General features: G+C 72.8%; 14 protein-coding genes. 12 read left to right on the top strand and 2 right to left on the bottom strand.

What is annotated here, in order from left to right; all coding sequences use genetic code 11:
• The first annotated feature begins 23 nt into the window (after window positions 1-23).
• The 12 genes from HDA33_RS08840 (at window position 24) to HDA33_RS08785 (ending at window position 16027) form a co-directional block, all read left to right on the top strand.
• Window positions 24-2759 carry an aldehyde dehydrogenase family protein gene (locus HDA33_RS08840; RefSeq protein WP_184172601.1) on the top strand — a complete coding sequence of 912 codons (2736 nt, stop codon included), beginning with the start codon at window positions 24-26 and terminating at the stop codon, window positions 2757-2759.
• Complete coding sequence (locus tag HDA33_RS08835) at window positions 2756-4015, top strand: beta-ketoacyl-[acyl-carrier-protein] synthase family protein (protein ID WP_184172599.1); 1260 nt, start codon at window positions 2756-2758, stop codon at window positions 4013-4015. The genes HDA33_RS08840 and HDA33_RS08835 overlap by 4 nt, the downstream gene beginning before the upstream one ends.
• Window positions 4012-5661, top strand: coding sequence for a thiamine pyrophosphate-binding protein (locus HDA33_RS08830; RefSeq protein WP_184172597.1), 1650 nt, complete (start codon window positions 4012-4014; stop codon window positions 5659-5661). The genes HDA33_RS08835 and HDA33_RS08830 overlap by 4 nt, the downstream gene beginning before the upstream one ends.
• The gene (locus HDA33_RS08825; RefSeq protein ID WP_184172595.1) at window positions 5658-8228 is read left to right on the top strand and encodes a class III lanthionine synthetase LanKC N-terminal domain-containing protein; all 2571 of its coding nucleotides are present in this window, start codon (window positions 5658-5660) and stop codon (window positions 8226-8228) included. The genes HDA33_RS08830 and HDA33_RS08825 overlap by 4 nt, the downstream gene beginning before the upstream one ends.
• Complete coding sequence (locus tag HDA33_RS08820) at window positions 8225-8866, top strand: GNAT family N-acetyltransferase (protein WP_184172594.1); 642 nt, start codon at window positions 8225-8227, stop codon at window positions 8864-8866. The genes HDA33_RS08825 and HDA33_RS08820 overlap by 4 nt, the downstream gene beginning before the upstream one ends.
• A 71-nt stretch (window positions 8867-8937) precedes the next feature.
• A complete protein-coding gene (locus HDA33_RS08815) occupies window positions 8938-9108 on the top strand; it encodes a hypothetical protein (protein ID WP_184172592.1) in 171 nt (56 codons plus the stop codon).
• 354 nt (window positions 9109-9462) lie between these two features.
• Window positions 9463-11910 carry a S41 family peptidase gene (locus HDA33_RS08810; protein WP_184172590.1) on the top strand — a complete coding sequence of 816 codons (2448 nt, stop codon included), beginning with the start codon at window positions 9463-9465 and terminating at the stop codon, window positions 11908-11910.
• Window positions 11907-12605: an ABC transporter ATP-binding protein gene (locus HDA33_RS08805; protein WP_184172588.1), complete on the top strand. Its 699-nt coding sequence runs from the start codon at window positions 11907-11909 to the stop codon at window positions 12603-12605. The genes HDA33_RS08810 and HDA33_RS08805 overlap by 4 nt, the downstream gene beginning before the upstream one ends.
• Complete coding sequence (locus HDA33_RS08800; RefSeq protein ID WP_184172586.1) at window positions 12605-13873, top strand: ABC transporter permease; 1269 nt, start codon at window positions 12605-12607, stop codon at window positions 13871-13873. Before HDA33_RS08805 ends, HDA33_RS08800 begins: the two co-directional genes overlap by 1 nt.
• Window positions 13873-14466: a flavoprotein gene (locus HDA33_RS08795; protein WP_184172584.1), complete on the top strand. Its 594-nt coding sequence runs from the start codon at window positions 13873-13875 to the stop codon at window positions 14464-14466. The genes HDA33_RS08800 and HDA33_RS08795 overlap by 1 nt, the downstream gene beginning before the upstream one ends.
• A gap of 101 nt (window positions 14467-14567) precedes the next feature.
• On the top strand, window positions 14568-15269 hold the full coding sequence (locus HDA33_RS08790; protein WP_184172583.1) for an ABC transporter ATP-binding protein: 702 nt from the start codon (window positions 14568-14570) through the stop codon (window positions 15267-15269).
• Window positions 15266-16027: an ABC transporter permease gene (locus tag HDA33_RS08785; RefSeq protein WP_184172582.1), complete on the top strand. Its 762-nt coding sequence runs from the start codon at window positions 15266-15268 to the stop codon at window positions 16025-16027. The genes HDA33_RS08790 and HDA33_RS08785 overlap by 4 nt, the downstream gene beginning before the upstream one ends.
• Before the next feature lie 150 nt (window positions 16028-16177).
• On the opposite strand, the gene HDA33_RS08780 is transcribed toward HDA33_RS08785, so the two are convergent.
• The gene (locus HDA33_RS08780) at window positions 16178-16693 is read right to left on the bottom strand and encodes a CoA-binding protein (protein ID WP_184172581.1); all 516 of its coding nucleotides are present in this window, start codon (window positions 16691-16693) and stop codon (window positions 16178-16180) included.
• A 3-nt stretch (window positions 16694-16696) separates the two neighbouring features.
• Complete coding sequence (locus HDA33_RS08775) at window positions 16697-18007, bottom strand: aminotransferase class I/II-fold pyridoxal phosphate-dependent enzyme (protein ID WP_184172579.1); 1311 nt, start codon at window positions 18005-18007, stop codon at window positions 16697-16699.
• Window positions 18008-18118: the final 111 nt, after the last annotated feature.

Here is an 18118-nt window from a genome sequence, read left to right as displayed (position 1 = left end):
CCGATCGAGTTGGGAGAACCCCCATGACCCTCACCACTCCACCCCCCGCCTCCGTCGCCTTCAGAGGCCGGACGCCCGCTCCCTCCGGCACCCCGGCCCGGTTCGGCACGGCGGCCCCCACGGCACGCTTTCGCCTCGGATCCCTCGCATGGCAGGGCACCCGACTCGAGGGCGACGCGGTCGAGACCGCCGCCGCCCACGTGATGGACGACCTTGTCGGTCGGGGCGTCACGCCGGACTCCACCGTGGTCCTGGAGTCGGACGACTCCGGCAGGACGGTCCTCGCACTGCTCGCCCTCGCCGGCCTACGCTGCTCGGTGGTGCTGGTGGACCGGCTCGACCGGGCCTTCGACGGATCCACCGCCCGGTTCGCCGCTGCCTCGGCCATCGTCCTGCGCGCCGTCGACGCCCAGGAAGCCGGCCAGGAGACCGGCTCCCCAGCCCCTCTGGACCTGCGGGCCGTGCTCACCGCCGTCGAGCGTGGACGCCACCCGCAGTCCCCGGTCGCCGTGCCCCAGTGGGAGACCTGGTTCAGGTCCCCGCGCGCCTTGGGCGTCTTCAGTTCCGGCACCACCACCGGGCAGCCGACCCTCGTCTGGAAGAGCGGGGCGGACCTGGCCGAGAACGCCCTGGCCACCGCCCGGTCCTTGGACTACTCGGGTGACGACGTCCTGTTGCCCCTGCTGCCCCTCTCCGGACAGTACGGATCCAGCTGCGTGCTGATCGCCTGGGTCCTCGGAGCCGGCCTCGTCACCAGTCGCCGTCACCGTCCGGGCGAGGCCCTGCGCATGATCCAGCGCTGTGCCGTCACCGCCGTGGACGCCCCACCGCTGGTCTATCGCGCGATGATCGATGAGCTGCGCCGCCGGCCCGGAACGGCTGAAGCGCTGAGTGGAGTGCGCCTCTTCGGCGTCGGCGGCGAAGGGGTGTCGGAGCTGCTGCTGCGCGACTTCCACGCGGAGACCGGTCGCGGCCTCGTCGACGGCTACGGGCTGACCCAACTCGGCAACGTCGCGTTCGCGGAGCCGGCCGTGCCCGGCGCCCCGACGGACCCCCTGCCTGTGCAACGGGTCCTGCGCCCAGTGGACACCTTCCAGGTCTCCGTGGTCGACGACGAGGGCGTCCCCGTGCTGGACGGCGTCCCGGGACGCATCCTGGTGGGCCGCACCGACCGGACGCCGGTCGTCGGTGACGACCTGTGGTTCGACACCGGGGACGTGGGCCACGGCGACAGCGGCGGCCTCGTGGTGGCCGGCCGCACCGGCATGGCCATGCGCAACGGCACCGTGATCCCCTTCGCGTGGATCGAGGCGACCCTGGCGAGGGCCGGCATCGAGGCGTACGCGGTCGCGGCCGCAGGAGCGACCAGCACCCGCATCTGGCTGATGGTCCACGATCCCCTCCACCGGAGCCGAGACCACTGGCAGGCCAGGATCCTGCCGCTGATCGATCCGGAGCTGCAACCCGACGTCGTGCAGGTGGTGGGCCAGGTCCCGGTGGACGAGAGCGGGAAGGTGAGCCGCCGGCGCCTGCAGGCGCTGGCCGCCGGCCTCCAGAGCGGCCGAGGCCGCCAGCGCCGGGACCGGATGAGCGCGCTCGGACGGCTGCGCTCCACCGTCCTGGCGCACCGGCAGGAGTTGATGCACCTGATCCAGGAGCTCAGCGACCTGCCCACGGCGCAGCACGACTTCCGCGCCATGCTCAACGTCCTCGACATGGCCGAGGGCGAGCTCAGCCTCCACACCACGCCGGAGAGCATCCCCGTGGACGTGTTCATGGCCCGCAACGCGATCCTCGAGTCCTTCGCGATCTACTGCCTCGTCCCGTCCCTCTGGGCGCGACGCATCCGGGTGCGGCCGGCCACCGGCACGGAGAAGGTCGTGGAGCGACTCGTCGAGCTGCTGCAGGATGGGTGCCCGGCGCCGCTGGCGTTCCATCGCGAGCCCCAGCAGGACTTCGTCCGCCGCGTCGCAGCCGAGCCGTCCGTCGTCTTGTTCACGGGACATCGGTCCAACGCCGAGGACGTGCTCGCCCAGCTCACCGGCCGCCACGTGTTCCTGTACTTCGGCCGGGGGGTCAACCCCGTGGTCGTCTTCCCGGACGCCGGGCTGGAGCGGGCCAGCAAGGAGATCGTGTACTCCCGCCTCTACAACGGCGGTCAGGACTGCCTGGCGCCGGACATCGTCCTGGTGCACGAGGACGTCGCCGAGGAGCTGGAAGCCCTGCTCACCCGCGACGCCGCCGAATACGTCACCGCCAACGGCGGACGGCTCGCCCCCCTCGCCAAGGACTCCGACCTGCTCGGCGCAGTGGCCTACCTCACCGCGCACGCCGGCGGACTGGTGAGCGGGGGAGGGCTGCGCTTCGAGCACCGGACCTTCGACCCCGCCGTCGTGCGAGTGACGGGGCAGGCCCGGAGCCGCCCCCACGAGCACTTCGCTCCGATCCTGTCCACCGCGACCTTCGCCGACACGGACGAGGTCCTCGGCCTGCTGCACAGCGAGCACTACCGCGAAAACGGCTTCGGCACCGCCGTGTACGGCGGGACAGAGTCCTTCGCCCGCGCCATGACGGACATCGGGCTCGTGGCCTGGGGTCAGTCCCTCGTGGCGGCGATCCCCCCGTTCGAGCCGTTCGGCGGCAACGGGGTGGAGTCCGGGTTCATCCATCACCGAGGGCGCCGGACCCTCGGACCCATCAACATCACGCAGGCCGCCGTCCGTTTCGGCGCCTCGCTCAAGGCAGGAGACCAGGCATGAACACACATCGCAACGAGCACCGGGTCGTGGTGACCGGGCTGGGCGCCGTGACCCCGTTGGGGGTCGGCGCGGAGGAGACCTGGGAGGCCGTCACGGCCGGTCGCAGCGGCATCCGTGCCCTGCCGGACGAGTACGCCGATCACACGGTGCGGATCGGCGGACTCATCGACGACGCCCGTGTGGACGCGTTGCTCGGACACACCGAGCGCAGGCGGCTGAGCCGGTCCTCCCAGTACGGCGTGCTGGCGGGACGGGAGGCAGTGTCGGCGGCGGGGCTGAAGCCGGGTGAGCCGTGGCCGATCGACCTGGACCGCTTCGTGATCCTCTCCGCCTCTGGCTACGGCCCCACGGAGATCCTCCATGAGGGCACGCGTGCCCTGGACACCCGGGGTCCGCGGGCCGTCTCTCCCTATCTGTCCATCTTCGGCGCCACGGACGCCGTGAGTTCGTACCTGAGCGTCGAGTGGGGCACCCGGGGTGCCAACCAGGGCGTGTCTGCGGCCTGCGCCAGCGGCACGGTCGGGCTGGGCGAGGGGATGCGCCTGATCCGGCATGGCTACGCCGACGCCGTGCTGGTGATCGGCTCCGAGGACGCCGTGACCCCCCAGGACATGGCGTCGACCGCCAACATGCGGGCCCTGGCCAGCACCTTCAACGATCAGCCCCATCGAGCCTCGCGGCCGTTCGACCGGGGACGCTCGGGCTTCGTGATGTCCGCCGGGGCCGCGGCGATCCTCCTCGAGTCCGAGGAGTCGGCGCGGACACGGGGGGCCGATTACTCCGCCGTTCTGACGGGCTACGGCGTGACCTCGGACGCCCATCACGCCACCGCTCCCCACCCGGAGGGCCTCGGCGCCCGGCGCGCCATGGCGCAGGCACTCGCCGACGCCGGCGTCGAGGCGGACGCGGTGGACTACATCAACGCCCACGGCACGAGCACGCGCTACAACGACGAGTCCGAGCTCGCCGCGATCGACCATGTGCTCGGCGAGCACGCGCGACGAGTCCCCATCAGTTCCACCAAGTCCATGACGGGGCACATGATCGGCGCAGCGGGGGTGGTGGAGGCCATGTTCTGCGTCCAGGCGATGCGGGACGGAACCGTTCCGCCCACCATCAACCTGGACGACCCCGAGTTCCCGGGGTTCGACCTGGTGCCGCACCACGCCCGTGCCGTGGACGTCTCGACGGCGCTGTCCAACTCCTTCGGCTTCGGCGGGCACAACGCGAGCGTCGTCCTGGAGCGTGCGGCATGAGCGCGGCCGTGCTCATGCCCGCGGCACCGGATCTGTCCGCCCCGGCCGACGCCGTCGCCGACGCCGGCTGGTCCGCCGCCGTGGGCGCGCTCGTCGACGCGGGGGTGACGGAGGTCTTCGGTCTGCCCGACGACGACATGCGCGCCCAGTCCGCCCTGGACTGCGTCGGGCTCCGCCTGCACCGGGCGGTGCGCCAGTCGTCCGCCGTGCACATGGCGGCCGGCCATGCCGCGCTCACCGGGATCGTGGGGGCGTGCGTCATCGGGCGCGGTCCGGCCGTCGCGGCCGCCGTACCGGGGCTGTTCGAGGCGTTCGAGGCGGGGCGGCCGGTCGTGGTGCTCGCCTCCGGAACCGCCGCGTCCCGTCGGGGCACGGGGGCCTTCCAGGATGCGCCGACCCTGGAGATGGTCTCGGCCGTGACCAAGCACGCGTCCCGCCTGGCCGACCCCGCCGACGCGGCGCGCGCGGTGGCCGCCGCCGTGGAGCTCGCCGCGAGCGCTCCGGCCGGCCCGGTCTACCTGGAGCTCCCCGACCCCGAGCCCGCTGCGGCGGAGTCCCTCCCGCATGCCCAGGCGGTGCCGCCGGCGGTGCGCACGGACCTGGACGGGCTGGCGGACGTCCTCGCCGAGTCCCATCGACCGCTCCTGATGCTGGGGTCTGGGGCCCGAGCCTGCGATGGAGGCCAGCTCATCAGGCTGGCCGACGACCTCGGTGCCGGCGTGGTGGTGACGGCCTCGGGGCGGGGTTGCTTCCCGGAAGACCACCCGTCCTTCCTCGGCGTCGCCGGGCTCTACTTGATGCCCCAGGCCGCCGAGGTCGCCCGACGCGCCGACGTCGTACTTGTTCTGGGCAGCCGCCTGGAGGAGACCGCACTCGAGGGCATGCCCACGGGGCCGGACACGCGCTGGGTTCAGGCGAACCTCGCCCCGGAGCACCTGGTGACGCGGCTCGGCGGTGTGACGGTCGTGGCCGACGCGGCCGCGGTGGCAGCGCGTCGACCCGTCTCCCGGGCGGACACCGCGTGGGCCCGTGACCTCGCGGCGGCGCGGTCCGCGGCCTTCTCCGCGGCGCACGGCGACGTCGGGTCACGCACCGCCCAGGTGCTCGCACACCTGAGCGACGCCCTCCCCGCAGGCACGGTCACCGTGCACGAGAACGGGCTGCATGACATCTGGTCCTACTCCTTCCCCCATCTGCAGCTCCCTCCGGCTGGACGGACCCTGGCCCTGTCCGAGCAGACCACCCTGGGCGGCTCCGTCGCCGCTGCCGCCGGTGCGGCGCGCGCCGGTGCGCCCCTGACGGTCTGCCTCGCCGGTGACACGGCTCTGAGCACGTTCCTCCCCGACCTGCATGACGTCCTGGACCAGCCGCTGCCGCTGCTGTACGTCGTGTTCGACGACGGCGGCATGGGCTGGCTCGACCGTGAGGCGCGCGCCGCGGGCCTCACCAGCGACTTCCTCGGCGAGCCGCACCTGCTCCGCCGCCTTGGCGGGGCACACGTGGTCAGCGCAGACGACCCTCGCCTCTCCGGACGCGCCGTGGCCTTGGCGGTCGAGCGCGCACTGGGAGGCCGCCCGACCCTGCTGTGGGTTCCCGTGGAGCCCTCGGACATCGCACCCCAGTTGCGTGGCGAGGAGGAGGCATGAGCACCGAGGTGTTCCTCCGGCCCGGGTCGCTGTTCCACGAGCCCGCGGACTTCGTCCCCGACCCGGCGCGGCGGTTCCGGTTCGACCTCGCGCCCCTGCCTGCCGGGTGGATGAGGCGTCCCGCCGGCCGCACCCCGTGGTCCGCGGTGAGCTCACCGGACCCGCTGCCCGCCGCGGGGTGGAAGGTCCACGTGGCCGCCCGCCTGGAGGACGCGGACGAGACCCTCGACACCGTGGGGGAGCTTTGCCTGGAACTGGGGCTCTCCTTCAAGTACATGCCCTCCGCGGACATCCTCCACCTGATGGAGCGCAAGTACGCCCCGCGGACCAGCTCCGGCAAGTTCATCACCGTCTACGCCGGTGCCGCCGATGCGGCGGATCGGCTTCTGGAGCGGCTGGACCCGCTCCTGGCGGGTCGCGAGGCCGCCGTGGCCCTGACGGACGTGCCCGTGGCGGGGCGGCCATACGGCGTCCGGCACGGGTCCTTCGTGGAGCACTGGACGGGCCTTGCGAACGGGCTGGACGCGCTCGCCTACGAAGCGGCCGACGGCACGTTGCACCGGGATCGGCGGACCGCGGGGGCCGAGCTCCCGGACGGCGTCGCCGCGCCCGTCCGGGCCGTCGAGGCGCTCGAGGCGCATCGCCGGGCACGCGCCGAGCAGGTGCTGCCGTACCGGATCACGCGGGCGCTCCACCGGTCCAACGGGGGAGGGGTCTACGACGCCCTCACCCCTGAGGATCGCCGCGTCGTCGTGAAGGAGGGCCGGCGGCACACGGGTCTCGGCCTCGACGGCCGTGATGCGGCGGACTCCCTGGCGGACGAGGCAAGGGCCCTGCGTGCGCTCGCGGGGATCCCGGGCATCCCGGAGCACGTGGCCGAGCACGACCTCGGCGACCGGACCTACCTCGTCATGGAGCACCTGGACGGCGCACGCGGCATCGAGTTCGTCGCTCGGCACCACCCGGACATGGTCGCCGGGGCCGACGCGGAACGGTGGCGTTCCTACGCCGAGCGGGCGGGACGGATCGTGGCGAACCTGCGCGCCGCCGTGGCGGCGATGCACCGCCGGGGCTGGAGCTTCGGCGACCTGCACCCGGGGAACGTGCTGATCCGGGACGACGACTCGGTCGCGCTCATCGACTTCGAGACGGCCTCGGACGATCCGTCCGCGGCGGGTGACCGCTTCACCGTGGCACCGGGTTTCCGGCTGCCCCCGATGGACGCCCGTGCGGGGGACCTGCGGCGGATCGACCTGATCCACTTGTGGCTCCTCGACCCGGACAGCGCCTTCTGGGAGTTCTCCGACCAAGTGCTGGCTCATCGCGTGGAGGGGGTGAGGCATCTGCTCCCGGCAGCCGCGCGTGACCGGCTGCGGCAAGCGGCGCGCGAGGGCTTCGCCGACGCCCGCTGGGGTGCCGTCCGACCAGTCGATGACGAGGACGACCTGCCCGGTCTGCTGACGGAGGCCCGCCGGACCCTGGTGGCGGCCGTGGGCGCCTGGGGGCGCGGTACGGGACACGCTCCGGTGGACGGCGGTGCAGGTGCCGCATGGGCGCTGGGCGGTGGCATGGCCGGGATCCTGTGGTCCTTGGAGCGCGTCCGGGACTCCCACGTCGAGGTCGCCCTCGACCGGCTCGAGGACGAGGTCGCGAGGTCCCCGAGGGTTCTCCCGGGGCTCTTCTCGGGACGCGCCGGTGTCGCCCAGGTCCTCGGCGCCCACGGACGCCACGAAGCGGCCGGGGCCGTCCTTGACCGTGCCCTCGGCGAGGCGCGACATGTGACGGCGCCCGGGCTCGAGTCCGGTCTGTCCGGTGTGGCGTGGGCCGCGTTGTCCGCGGGACGAGTAGACCAGGCGGTGGAGATCGCCGGCCGGGCCCGACGCGCATTGAAGGAGGGGGCGTCCGGCCGCGGCCTCTTCGACGGACCCAGCGGCTTCGCCCTTCTCGCGGTCCGCCTCGCTGAGGTCACCGGTGCTGAGCACTGGCTGGACGCGGCGCGGGAGGCCCTCGAACGTGACCTGGTCCACCTGGTCCACCGCCGAGACGGGACGGTGCTGCTGGACCGCGGGAACCTGAAGCACCAGCCGGACCTGGCCGGAGGATCGCTCGGCGTGGCCCTCGCGGCCGGTCGCCTCAGCACCGTTCGACCCGACCCGGCGCTCGAGCAGGTGCTGGCGGCGGCCGGCCGCACCTGTCTGGACGGCTCGTGGGCCACCCAGGGCCTGTTCCGCGGACGGCTCGGAGCGATCGCGTTCCTTGCGGAGCGCGGACAGGACAGGACAGCGGAGGAGGAGGGGCTGCTGCGAGGCGGCCTGGGCCGACTGCGTCACTACCTCGTGCGGCGTGAGGGTGAGCTCCTGATGCCCGGCCGGTTGCAGCTGCGGTTCTCCCACTCGTTCGGAGACGGCCTCGCCGGCGCCGTAAGGGTCCTGGAGTCGCTGTCCGACCCGACCCTGCCGCTGCTGCCCGGGCTCGACGCCCGGACCACTCGACCCCGGAGCGCCGCCGGCGACTCCGAGACCACCCCTGACACCGAGCACCACACACAGAAGGAGACCACATCATGAGCCAGGCGACCCTGTACCTGCGTGAGCTGGAAGAGACCGACATCCCGGAGATCCTCGGATGGTTCGACGGCGAGGTGGGCAGGCTGGCCCACGGGATGCAGGAGGGGATCACGGCAGACCAGCTCCGCCCGGATCCGGCGCGCCACCGCGGCGTGCGCGTCGGCGTCGTCCCGGGCGAGGGCGTCGTGGGAGTGTTCAACTGGATCGAGACCCCCGGCACCGGAAGCTTCTTCATCGGCATCGTGGTGCCCCCGGGGCGCGTCGGCTCGGGATACGGGGCCATGGTGGTGGAGCTCGGCATCGGCCTGCTGTTCGACCAGATGCGGGCGCATCGCGTGGAGCTGCGCGCCGCGGCCTACAACCGCCATGTCATGGGGATGCTCAAGGCCGGGTTCATGACGCTGGAGGGCGTGCATCGGGACACGATCTTCGTGGACGGCAGGTACGAGTCCACGGTTGTGGCCAGCATGCTCGAGCACGAGTACCGCCAGCTGCTCGCCGACGGCCGCATGCTGCCCGGAGAGCGCTGCGTGGACGACGTGGACCTAAAGAGGGCTCATCGTGCGCTGAACCAGGTCCTCGGCTCCTCCCGCGTGACCACGTCGTGGGGGCAGGCCGTGGAGGCGGCGACGGCGTGAGCCGGACGGTCCCATCGACCAACTCGACGATGTACCAAAGTTGATTTGAGATCGGTGAGATCGGAGAAATGATGGAGATGTCCAGCCGGGGAGAAAAGGAATCCGAGAGGATAAAAGCTTCCCATAGACAAGAGATTCACCGAAGGGAGGGAATCATGAACATCGAGCAGATGGACCAGATCGAGGTCGTCGAGGTCGCCGGCGACGAGACCGTCGCGTCGTTCCGTTCGGATCACTGCTGAACGCCGACCATCGGCGTCAGCGCACGCATCGAGACAGGAGAGGAGGGGACATGAACATCGAGCAGATGGACCAGATCGAGGTCATCGAGGTGGCAGGCGACGAGACCGTCGCGTCCTTCACGTCCAGCTATTGCTGAGCCGCGGACACCGCACCGACGGGCCGGACCCCCAAGGGTCCGGCCCGTCGCCCGTTCCGTAGGCCACCGCAGTCTTGTACCGAAGTCCATGTCCATGCGGCGCATTCCGCACCAGAGTGGACGTGGCGAGTCGACGGCCTGGAGCCGCGCGCAGCACCGCCGGCCTGCCATCCGGGCCCCAGCGAACGCCACGAAGACCAGAGAGGAAAAGGCATCCATGAGCACGTCCTATGCACACCGGCCGTCCGCCACCGCGGACGGACTCGTCGCCGTCGTGGCCGACTCCCTGTGGCTGGAGCACATGGACGGCCCCGCCGCCACCCACCGGGTGGACGACGCGATCGGCCACCCCACCCGCCCGATCGTGGCGGTCGTGGAGGAGGATCCCGACGCGCCTGCGCCGGGCGTCCGCGTCCGACTCGCGCCGCTCGAGGACCCGCAGGCCGGGCCGGTGCTGCATCGCTGTGCCGGACCGCTGCGGCTCCTCGGCTGGTGGGACGAAGACGTCCTCGCCCTGGCGCGCGAGCCACGCGCCATGCCGGGCTCGGCGGAGGTCCTGACCCTCGCCTGTGACGGGCGCCGCTTGGACGGGCCGAACCTCGTCGCGGTCGCGTCCGTTGACCACGCAGCGGACGGCCGCAGGGTCCTGACCACCTCCGGCCCCCATCCGCTGACGTGGAACGGCCACCGTGGCGGCGGTGCCGGACGGGTGCTGCTCGTGGAGCCGGAGGGGCACCGCCGGATGCTCGACGGCACGGGCAACGCGGCAGACGCAGTCCTGCTGGGCGGTCGCGTGCACTGGATCGACGACCTCGACGGCACCCCTCAGGTGTACTCCGCCGACCCGGACCGCCCCGGCGACGTGCCGTATGCCTGGCCGAGCCTCGGCCCCGTCGGCGTCACCAGCCTGCGGCGCGCCGGTGACCGACTCGTGGCCGGTGCGCTCGGTCGAGTCTTCACGCTTCGTCCCGACGACGCGGACGCGGCCCGGTGGGAGCCCGTCGACGTCCCGGTGCCCGCTCCTCGTGCTCCGGGGGAGCAGGACCGCTCCGCCGACGGACACGTGGCGACGACCGGTGGCTGGACGGTGGACACCGCCCCGGGCGAGGGGGGTGACCTCTTCGTGCTGGAGCACCGTGACCGTGCCGCCGTCGTCGTCCGTCACGCTTCCGACGGGCGCAGGGAGACCGTCGTGGCCACCGGTCCGGGCGCGGTCGCGCTCGACCGCATCGTCCACGGCGGCGGTGTGAGCGCGGTCTCCGGAGACGCCGCCGGCGTGTTCGCCGTCGTCGGCTCTGGCGACGTCCGCGTCCTCGACGGTCAGGACGCCCACCGGCGCTCGCGCCCCGCCGTGTCCCCCGACGGCCGCGTGGTGGCCTGGACCCGGGAGGACGACCTGCAGGGCGGAGAGCTCCGTCTGCATGATCTGGCCACCGGGGAAGACGGCCGAGTCACCGTGTCCGGATTCCACGTGTCGAGCCCGGTCTTCGCCCCGGACGGCAGCCTGTTCCTCACCGCCCGGCCGGTGTCCGAACTGGGCGGCACCGCCGCCCCGATGCAGCCAGGCCGCGTTCTGCGGCTGGCGCAGCCGGTGCGAGCCGGAACGGCCCGCGGGGCCGACCTCGACGTCCTCCCCGGCGAACCGGGGCAGGTCCATGAGCTGCGGCTGTGGAACGGCGTCGTTCACGCGCTCGGTGCGGGTGGCCGATGGGCGTCGGTGAGCGAGAGCCCGACCACGACTGCGGCGGGCGAGTCCGCGCCGACCACACCACCGTCGTCGTCGACCGACGTGGACCCCGCCCCCGGGGAGGTCCTCGAGGAAGCGCTCCGCCTCATTCGGCATGCGGCCGGACAGGTCGGCGTGATCCACGACGACTCTGCCGACGTCGACGCGTCGGACACCGTGCTCGCCGCGTTCCGCGATGCCGCCGCCAGGGCCCGCACCCGCACGGACCTGGCGGACCTCCTCGACCACGCTGTCGGCACGCTCGGCGCCTCCCACGCCGTCCTCCTCCGCGAGGAACCACCGGCCGTCAGCCGGTCCGACGTCCTGCTCCGACGAGCAGCCTCGGTGCTGGAGGATCACGCCCGTCACGTCGCGCTGACCGACGTCTCCGTCGCCGGGTGGCGCACCGTGCGTGACCTCGTGCGCGGCTGGCGCGGCCACCGGCCGCTGGTCCTGGACCTGCGTTTCAACGAGGGAGGTCAGTTCGCGGACGCCCTCGGCGCCGTCCTCACCGGTTTCATCTTCCGCTCCGCCACGGCGCGCGCGGCCGGGGGGTCCCGGCGGCTGCTCCCCGGCCCCTCGCAGGTCCTGGTCCTCATCGCGGAGACCACGGGATCCGGCGGCGAGCACCTCGCCGCGATCCTGCGGTCACTGCCGGGGGTGAACCTCCTCGGCCGGCGTACAGCGGGAGCCGGGACTGGCTTTCATCGAGTGCGCACGCTGGGACCAGGACTGCGGCTCTGCCTTCCCCAATACCGGCTGGGCGGGTGGGAGAGGGACGCGATCGAGAACCACGGCGTCACGCCCCACGTGCACGTCCCCGCCGATCCCCTGGCCGGCGACGCCTACGACGACGAGCTCCTGCGCGCCGTCGTCGACCATCTCAGGCGGACCGGGGATGACCGGCCCGCACCGACCACCACAGGAGGACACCCATGACGGGACCACTGCTGCAGGCCCGCGGCCTGCGCAAGACATTCGGCAAGGGCCAGGCGGCGTTCGAGGCGCTCCAGGGGGTGAGCCTCGACATCCAGGAGGGTGACACGACGGCGATCGTCGGCCCGAGCGGCTCCGGCAAGTCCACGCTCATGCACCTGCTCGCCGGACTCGACGTCCCCACCGCCGGAGCCGTCGAGTACCGGGGCCGTCCCCTCTCGGCCGCCAGCCCGAGCGAACTCGACCGCATCCGGAACACGGAGTTCGGCTTCGTGTTCCAGCACTTCCACCTCGACGAGGCGGCCAGCGTGCTGGAGAACGTGGCCATGCCGCTGACCATCGCCGGCATGGCCCCGGATGAGAGGCGGGCCCGCGTCGCCTGCGCGCTCACGCGTCTCGGCCTCGAGGAACGCATCGATGAGCGGGCCGGCGTCCTCTCCGGCGGCCAGAAGCAGCGGGTCGCGTTGGCCCGTGCGATCGTCAACCGGCCCCGCGTGGTGTTCGCCGACGAGCCGACGGGCGCGCTGGACCAGGCCACCGGTCACACGGTCACGGACCTGATGTTCGACCTCAACCTGACAGAAGGGATCACCCTCGTGATCGTCACCCACGCGAACGACCTCGCCGAGCGCTGCTCCCAGCAGTTCCGGATCGTCGACGGCGCCCTCACCCGGCCGCTCCGGACGGCGGTGGCCTGATGCGCGTCTCCGACCTCTTCCGCCGCTCCGCCCGGACCGCGCTGCGCCGACCGGCACGGGCACTGCTCACGCTGATCGCGATCGGCATCGGCGCGTTCACGTTCGCCATCACCAGCGCATTGGGCGCCGGGGTGAACCAGTACATCGACTCCCAGACGGCCTCCGTCGGCGCCACGGACACCGTGCAGGTGACCAAGACGGCTCCCACCGCGTTCCTCAGCGAGGGCATGGAGGAGTACGACCCGTCCATGGCCGGTGCGGGCGTCGACCAGCAGCAGGGCGTCCTCACCGCCGACGACGTCCAGCGGGTGCGGGACGCCGTCGGGGCGGACGCCGAGGTGGTTGCGTCCGCACCCACCACGCCCCTGTACTTCCACTACGACGGCGGCCAGCGTTACCGCTTCATCTACAACGGCAACTGGCCGGGGAAGACCGCCGTCCTCGCGACCGGCGAGCAGCTCGCGGCGCAGTCGCGCACTCCTCAGCTGATCATCCCGGAGTACGCGGTCGGGCCCCTCGGCCTGGGATCGCCGGAGCAGGCCGTGGGCCGCACCGTCGCGGTGGGCGTGCTCGGTGTGGACGGGCAGGTGCGCGAGCTCGAGGCCGAGGTGGCCGGCGTCCAGGTGCGCTCCCTCATCGGCGGCAACCTCCCCTTCGGCAACCAGGCCTTCGGCGACGAGCTCGAGAGGCTGAGCGCCGTGGGCACACCTCAGGACGCGCAGCCCGTCGCCACCCACCTGTTCGTCACCGGGCCCGACGTCGCGGCCGTCGCCGACTCCGTGCGGGGGAGTGGCTTCGCGGTCTCCACCCCGGAGGACATAGTGGGCGACTTCCGGTCCATCGTGGCGGCCGTGCTGCTCATCCTCAACGTGCTGGCCGGCGTCGCCATCCTCGCGGCGATGTTCGGGATCGTGAACACCCTGCTCATGTCGGTGCAGGAACGGACTCGGCTGATCGGCATGATGCGTGCGCTCGGCATGCCGCGGCGCACGGTGTTCGCGTCGGTCGCCCTCGAGGCCGGGGTGCTCGGCCTGCTCGGAGCCGTGGTGGCGGTCGCCCTCGCCCTCCTGATCGGCGTTGTCGTGGGCCCGTGGCTGCCGACGGCAATCGGTCTCGACCTCCCCGGGTTCACGCTCTTCCGGTTCGACCCGCTGGCCGTGGCCCTGGTGGTCGCCGGCGTCGTCCTGGCGGCGGTGCTCGCCGCGCTCATCCCGGCCGCTCGGGCCGCACGCCTCGAGCCGCTCGACGCGCTGCGGGAGACGGCCTGATGGCCCGCCTGCGACCGCGCCGGCTCGGCCTGGCGCGCGGACACCTGTTGCTCGTGGTGACCGGCGCGCTGGCCGCCCGCTCGGCCCCGGACCTCGTGGAGGCCGTCCGCGCCTGGTATCCGGACGTGACGGTGCGAGTGCTCGTGACGGAGGCCGCTCAGCGGTTCGTGACGCCCACGCTCCTGCGCGTGGCCTCGCGGCAGCCCGTCGTGGGCCCCGGGTGGACGGACGGCCACGACCACGCTGTGCCGCACCGGGAGCTGGCGGCCTGGGCCGACGTCGTGCTGGTGTATCCGGCCTCCGGGAACACCACCGCCAAGCTGGCGGCCGGCATCGGCGACTGCCTGGCCCTGGCGACGGTGCAAGACGCCGAGTGCCCCGTCGTGCTCGCCCCGGGGCCGTCCCCGGGCTTCGCCGGGCGGCGCATCCACCAGGACAACGTCCGCCGGCTGCGGGAATCGGGCTACCTCGTCCTCGACCCCGTCCCCGGGCGGGCCGCCAGCGACGGCACCGTGGGGCCGTTCACTCCGCCGCCGCCAGAGGATCTGCTGATGGCGATCGCGGGGGCCGTGCTGGTCGCGGACCCGGTCTGAGGCCGCGGTCCTCGACTTCGCGCAGGGACTCCCCTCCACGACATCGCAGGGACCCCGTCCCCCCGTCGGATGCACTGCCGGACCAACCCTCCGGCCCGCCGATGATCCGGGCCGAGGGCCTCGTCGTCACGCGGGGCCGGACGGCGGTGCTGCACGGCCTCACCTTCGACGTCCCGGCCGGGTCGATCACCGGCCTGATGGGACCCTCGGGCTGCGGAAAGACGACGCTGATGCGGGCCGTCGTCGGCGCCCAGGCCATCGCCGCGGGCACCCTCACGGTGGACGGCGCCCCCGTCGGCGACGCCCGTCTGCGCCGCGAGATCGGGTACACGAGCCAGGGGCTGAGCATCTACCCGGACATCTCGGTGCGGGACAACGTCCGCTACTTCGCCGGCCTTCACGGGGTGGACGCCGCAGAGGCCGACCGCCTCGTCGCCGTCGTCGGGCTCGCCGAGCACGCCCACCACCGCGTCGACCGCCTCTCCGGCGGCCAGGCCCACCGCGCGTCGCTGGCCTGCGCCCTCGTGGGCGACCCCGCCGTGCTCGTCCTCGACGAGCCCACCGTCGGCCTCGACCCGGTCACCCGCGAGGGCCTGTGGGAGCTCTTCCGCGACCTCGCGGGGCGCGGCGTCACCCTGCTGATCTCCTCCCACGTGATGGACGAGGCGACCCGCTGCGACACCGTCCTGTTCATGCGCGAGGGCCGCATCCTCGCCCACGAGCCCGTCGCCCGCCTCCAGGCGGCCACGGGCACCGCCACCCCCGAGGACGCGTTCCTCGCGCTCGTCAAGGAGTCCGCATGAGCGCCCGCCGGTCCGCGCCCGTGGCCACGGTCCGCCGGATCGCCGCGCAGCTACGCAACGACCCGCGGACGATCGCCCTGATCCTCGTGGTGCCCGCGCTGCTGCTCACCTTGCTGTACTTCGTTTTCCGTGAGGTCCCGGTGCCCCCGGGCCGGGAGGGGCCGTTCGCGACGGTCGGCCCGATCATGCTCGCCGTGCTGCCGCTGCTGCTCATGTTCATCGTCACCTCGGTGGTGATGCTGCGCGAGCGCACGTCCGGCACGCTCGAGCGGGTGCTCGCCACGCCGCTGAGCCGGGCGAACCTCGTGACGTCCTACGCGGCGGTGTTCGGCGTGTTCGCCCTCCTGCAGGCCGGGATCCTGGCCGCGCTGCCCCTCGGCCCGTTCGGCGTGGCGCTGCAGGGGCCGTGGGGGATGCTCCTCCTCGTGGCGGCGCTGGACGCGGTGGTGGGCGTGGCCTTCGGACTGCTCGCCTCCGCGTTCGCGCGCACCGAGTTCCAGGCGGTGCAGTTCACGCCCGCGTTCGTGGGTCCGCAGATCTTCCTGTGCGGCCTGCTGGTCCCGAGGGACCAGATGCCGGGCATCCTCGACGCCGTCGCCGGCGTGCTGCCCATGACATGGGCCGTGGACGTGGTGCGCGAACTCCTCACCGCGCCGGACGTCTCCGGGGACTCGTGGCTGCGGATCGGGCTGCTGGCCGCCGTCGCCGTGGCCGCGCTGCTGCTGGCCGCCGCGACGATGCGACGGCGGACCCCCTGAGGGGCGGGCGCGAGACCGGACCGGCTGCGGGGCGGGGACGCTTGCGTTGTGCTCACGACTCGCCGTGTGAGTTTTTCACCCGCGGCACGTCGTGAGCGCAACTGTCTGCTCCGTGGGAGGGCAAGGGTGACGCGAATCCCCGCCCCGCCCTCAGCGGTCGATCGCCTGTCGGCGCGAGCTGATGACGCCCGTGTTGAAGCCGGCCAGGTTGAGGCCGCCGTGGAAGCGGGCATGCTCGATCTTCACGCAGCGGTCCATGACGATCTCCAGGCCCAGCTCCTCGGCCTGGCGGGCGGCGTCCTCGTTCCACACGCCCAGCTGCAGCCACACGGTCTTCGCGCCCGCGGTGTGGGCCTCGGCCACCACCGCGGGGGCGTCGGAGGACTTGCGGAAGACCTCCACCATGTCCGGGACCACGGGCAGGTCGGCGAGCGAGGCGTACACCCGGTGGCCCAGGATCTGCTTGCCCGCGTCGGCGAGCACGGGGTTCACGAAGTACACGTCGAACGTGGTGGAGCTGAGCAGGTACGTCGCCACGAAGTACGACGCGCGGGCAGGCTTGTCCGAGGCGCCCACGATCGCGATGGAGCGGGTGCGGCGCAGGATCGCCAGGCGCTCCGGCGCGGTGGGGCCCGTCCAGGTGCGCTCGGGGTTGGCGGTGCTCATGGCTCAGGCCTCCTCGTCGTCGCGGGTGCGGCCCGTGGCCGCGGTGAGGGCCTGGTCCAGGTCCCACAGGATGTCCTCGACGTCCTCGATGCCCACCGAGATGCGGATGAGGTCCTCCGGCACGCCGCCGGCCACCATCTGCTCGGCGGTGAGCTGCTGGTGCGTGGTGGAGGCCGGGTGCAGCACGAGGGTCTTGGCGTCGCCGATGTTGGCCAGGTGGCTGGCCAGCTGCAGGGCGGAGATGAACGTCGCCCCGGTCTCGCGGCCGCCGGCCACGCCGAAGCTGAACACCGAGCCGACGCCCTTCGGCAGCAGCTGCCGGCCGCGCTCGTGGTGCGGGTGGCCGGGCAGGCCCGCGTAGGCCACCCAGGCGATGCGAGGGTCCTCGTGGAGCCACTGCGCCACGGCCTGCGCGTTGGCCAGGTGGGCGTCCATGCGCTGGGCCAGGGTCTCGACGCCGATCATCAGCTGGAACGCCGACTGCGGGGCCAGCGAGGGGCCGAAGTCGCGCAGCTGCTCGGAACGCAGCTTGGTGAGGAAGCCGTACTCGCCGAAGTTTCCCCACCAGGACACGTCCCCGTAGGAGGGGACCGGCTCGGTCATCAGCGGGAACTTCCCGTTGTCCCACGGGAACGTGCCCGCCTCCACGACGACGCCGCCCAGCGTGGTGCCGTGGCCGCCGAGGAACTTCGTGGCCGAGTGGATCACGATGTCCGCGCCGTGCTCGATCGGGCGGATCAGGTACGGCGGGGTGAGGGTGGCGTCCACGACGAGCGGCACGCCGTGCCGGTGGGCGACGTCGGCCAGGCCCGGCAGGTCCACGATGTCGCCGGAGGGGTTGGCGACGATCTCGGTGTAGACGGCCTTGGTGTTGGGCTGGAGGGCGGCCTCGAAGTCCGCGGCCTCGGCGGAGTCCACGAACGTGGTCTCGACGCCGAACCGGCGCAGGGAGACGTCCAGCTGGGTGATCGTGCCGCCGTAGAGCTTCGAAGACGCCACGATGTGGTCCCCGGCCCCGGCGAGCGCCGCGAAGGTGACGAACTCGGCGGCCATGCCGGACGCCGTCGCCACCGCGCCGATGCCGCCCTCGAGCGTGGCGATCCGCTCCTCGAACGCCGCGACCGTGGGGTTGCCGATGCGCGAGTAGATGTTGCCGTACTTCTGCAGGGCGAAGAGGTTGGCGGCGTCGTCCGCGGACTCGAACACGAAAGAGCTGGTCTGGTGGATCGGCACGGCGCGGGAGCCGTGGACGGCGTCCGGGACGGCGCCGGCGTGCAGCGCCTTGGTGCGGAAGCCGAACTCGTGGTCAGCCACGGGGGTCCTTTCGGTGGAGGCTTCGGGGCAGTCCGTCCCATTGTCCCGGGCGAGGTGCGCCGGGGGCAGGGTGGGCACGTCGCAGAGCGTCACGCGGGGCCGGCCGCACCC

The organism is Micrococcus endophyticus (genome assembly GCF_014205115.1).
Lineage (GTDB): Bacteria > Actinomycetota > Actinomycetes > Actinomycetales > Micrococcaceae > Micrococcus > Micrococcus endophyticus.
The sequence above is the reverse complement of the archived record's forward strand: the minus strand, read 5'-3'. Positions and strand labels throughout refer to the sequence as shown.